Genomic DNA, 3,347 nt, shown 5'->3' with positions numbered 1-3,347 from the left:
GTAGAACGGCACCGAGGCGTAGGAGATCAGGATCTCGGGGATCAAGCAGACGATCGCCAGATAGACGGCGCCGAGCACGGTGATGCGCGACAGCACGTAGTCGATATATTCCGCGGTGCGCTCGCCGGGGCGGATGCCGGGAATGAAGCCGCCGTGCTTCTTCAGATTGTCCGCAGTCTCGGTCGGGTTGAACACGATCGCGGTGTAGAAGAACGCGAAGAACACGATCAGCGCGAGATACATGATCAGGAACAGCGGACGGCCATGGCCGAGCTGGGTGGTGATCCACTGGAACCATTCCGGCCCGCTGCCCGCATTGAAGTTCGCAACCGTCGTCGGCAGCAGCAGGAGCGAAGAGGCGAAGATCGGCGGGATCACGCCCGAGGTGTTGAGCTTGAGCGGCAGATGCGAGGACTGGCCCTCGAACATCTTGTTGCCGACCTGGCGCTTCGGATACTGGATCAGCAGCCGGCGCTGCGCCCGCTCCATGAACACGATGAAGGCGATCACGGCGACCGCCATGATGATGACGACCAGGATCAGGCCGGTCGACATCGCACCCTGACGGCCGAGCTCGAGCATGTTGGCGAGCGCCGCGGGCAGCTCGGCGACGATGCCGGAGAGAATGATCAGCGAGATGCCGTTGCCGATGCCGCGCGAGGTGATCTGCTCGCCCAGCCACATCAGGAACATGGTGCCGCCGGTCAGCGTGATCGCCGTGGACAGGCGGAAGAACATGCCGGGGTCGCTGACGACGTTGCCGGCACCTTCGAGGCCCACCGCGATGCCGTAGGACTGGAACGCGGCCAGGATCACGGTCAGATAGCGGGTGTACTGGTTCAGCGTCTTGCGGCCGGCCTCGCCTTCCTTCTTCAGCGCCTCGAGCTGCGGCGAGACGGTGGTCAGGAGCTGGATGATGATCGAGGCCGAGATGTACGGCATGATGTTCAGCGCGAAGATCGCCATGCGGTGGATGCCGCCGCCGGCGAACATGTTGAACATGCCGAGGATGCCGCCCGCCTGGGAGCGGAACACCTGCTCCCAGATGTTGGGATCGATGCCCGGCAACGGGATGTAGGTCCCGAGCCGATAAACGAGCAGCGCACCCAGGGTGAACCAGATGCGCTTCTTCAGTTCGTCAGCCTTGGCAAACGCACCGAAATTGAGGTTGGCTGCCAGTTGTTCCGCTGCTGAGGCCATCTTGGACTTTCTCCCGCCGCCTGTTGCGCCGTCATGCCCGCGGCCGGGCTACTTTAGCGGACGCCGGACATTATCTGGGGCTCGGCTTCGATAAGTCCACGTCCCGCATGCGTAAAGGCCCGCGAGCCGCGGGCCAATGACGCAGTTGTTACGCCGCCTCGCCTTCTTCCTTGGCAGGGGCGAGGATCTTCACCGAACCGCCGGCCTTCTCGACCGCGGCAATCGCGGTCTTGGTGGCGCCGTGCACTTCGATGTTGAGCTTGGACTTGAGCTCGCCGCGGCCGAGCAGCCGCAGGCCGGCCTTGGCGCGGCGCAGCACGCCGCCCTTCACCAGGGCCTCGACGTTCACGACGCTGCCGGCGTCGATCTTCTTGGCATCGACCGCTTCCTGGAGCCGGTCGAGATTGATCTCGGCGAACTCCACGCGGAAGATGTTGTTGAAGCCGCGCTTGGGCAGACGGCGATGCATCGGCATCTGGCCGCCTTCGAAACCCTTGATGCGCACGCCCGAACGCGCGGTCTGGCCCTTGCCGCCGCGGCCGGACTGCTTGCCCTTGCCCGAACCAATGCCGCGGCCGACGCGCATACGCTTTTTGCGCGAGCCGGCGTTGTCGGCGATATCGCTGAGCTTCATCGCCCTTCTCCTTGTGTCTTGCGCATGATCTTCACCGAAAACCGGCACCCAGTTTCGGGATCATGCGCCCTGCTTACTTCTCGTCGACGATACGAACGAGATGGTGAACCTTCTCGATCATGCCGCGCACGGCCGGAGTGTCCGGCAGTTCGCTGGTGCGGCCGATCTTGTTGAGCTTGAGCCCGATCAGCGTCGAACGCTGCGAGTGATGACGGCGGATCGCGCTGCCGGTCTGCTCGAGCTTGATCGTCTTTGCGGCCTTGGCCATCTTGGTCTACTCCGAAAAGCTTCCGTTAGTCGGCAGCCGCCTCGGCGTCGCCGCCGATACGGCGGGACTGGAGGGTGGACACCTTGATATTGCGGCGGGCTGCGACCGAACGCGGCGAATCCTGGTGCTTCAGCGCGTCGAAGGTCGCGCGCACCATGTTGTACGGGTTCGACGAGCCGATCGACTTCGCCACCACGTCCTGGACGCCGAGCGTCTCGAACACGGCGCGCATCGGGCCGCCGGCGATGATGCCGGTACCGGCCGGAGCGGCACGCAGGTAGACACGGCCCGCGCCATGACGGCCGGCGATGTCGTGATGCAGCGTGCGGCCCTCGCGCAGCGACACGCGGGTCAGGTTGCGCTTGGCGGATTCGGTTGCCTTGCGGATCGCCTCAGRCACTTCGCGCGCCTTGCCGTGACCGAAGCCGGCGCGGCCCTTCTGGTCGCCGATCACGACCAGCGCTGCGAAACCGAAGCGCTTGCCGCCCTTGACGACCTTGGCCACGCGGTTGATGTGAACGAGCTTGTCGACGAACTCGCTGTCGCGCTCCTCGCGCTCCTTGCGGTCGCGTCCGCCGCCGCGTTGATCGCGTCCACCACGTTGTTCGCGTTCTGCCATTTTTCCAATCCTTCTGAGGCTTGCGCCTCAATCCTCAAATTCTGTTAGAAGCTCAGCCCGCTCTCACGCGCCGCATCGGCAAGAGCCTTGACGCGCCCGTGATAGAGGTAGCTGCCGCGATCGAACACGACTTCCTTGACGCCCTTCTCGGCGGCGCGCTCGGCCAGCAGCTTGCCGACCGCCTTCGCCGCATCGATGTCGGCGCCGGTCTTGCCGCCGTCGCGCATCGACTTCTCGAGCGAGGAGGCAGAGGCCAGCGTCTCGCCCTTCAGGTCGTCGATGACCTGGGCGTAGATGTGCTTGGACGAGCGGAACACCGACAGACGCGGACGGCCACCACCGGAGCGGCGCAGCTTCAGCCGCACACTCCGCTTGCGCCGGGCATTCGTAACCTTGGCTTTCGACATGACCGGCTCCGTTACTTCTTCTTGCCTTCCTTGCGGAAGATGAATTCGCCAACATACTTCACGCCCTTGCCCTTGTAGGGCTCCGGCGGGCGGTACGAGCGGATTTCGGCCGCGACCTGGCCGACGCGCTGGATGTCGCTGCCGGTCACCGTGATCTCGGTCGGCTTCGGCACGGTGATCGTGATCCCTTCCGGGATCGCATAGACCACGTCGTGGCTG

At 64.6% G+C, this 3,347-nt stretch carries 6 protein-coding genes; all 6 read right to left on the bottom strand.

Translation table 11 applies throughout. The annotated features are described in order from the left end of the window. A partial coding sequence (gene secY, locus AC1D00_RS32730; RefSeq protein ID WP_477013513.1) for a preprotein translocase subunit SecY occupies window positions 1–1,200 on the bottom strand: 1,200 nt, incomplete at its 3' end. A gap of 148 nt (window positions 1,201–1,348) precedes the next feature. Continuing rightward, window positions 1,349–1,834 (bottom strand): 50S ribosomal protein L15, encoded by a 486-nt coding sequence (gene rplO, locus AC1D00_RS32725; protein WP_018322273.1) that lies wholly within the window; start codon window positions 1,832–1,834, stop codon window positions 1,349–1,351. A 73-nt stretch (window positions 1,835–1,907) separates the two neighbouring features. After that, a complete protein-coding gene (gene rpmD, locus AC1D00_RS32720) occupies window positions 1,908–2,102 on the bottom strand; it encodes a 50S ribosomal protein L30 (RefSeq protein ID WP_011088137.1) in 195 nt (64 codons plus the stop codon). A 25-nt stretch (window positions 2,103–2,127) separates the two neighbouring features. Next, a complete protein-coding gene (gene rpsE, locus AC1D00_RS32715) occupies window positions 2,128–2,721 on the bottom strand; it encodes a 30S ribosomal protein S5 (protein ID WP_477013512.1) in 594 nt (197 codons plus the stop codon). Window positions 2,722–2,765: 44 nt separating this feature from the next. Beyond that, the gene (gene rplR, locus AC1D00_RS32710; RefSeq protein WP_007603036.1) at window positions 2,766–3,128 is read right to left on the bottom strand and encodes a 50S ribosomal protein L18; all 363 of its coding nucleotides are present in this window, start codon (window positions 3,126–3,128) and stop codon (window positions 2,766–2,768) included. Between the two features lie 11 nt (window positions 3,129–3,139). Further along, the coding region (locus AC1D00_RS32705; RefSeq protein WP_477013511.1) for a 50S ribosomal protein L6 at window positions 3,140–3,347 on the bottom strand (208 nt) is incomplete at its 5' end.

It is taken from the genome of Bradyrhizobium sp. P2_E8, assembly GCF_056403875.1.
Note: the sequence above shows the minus strand (reverse complement) of the source record. Positions and strands in the feature narration are given on the sequence as shown.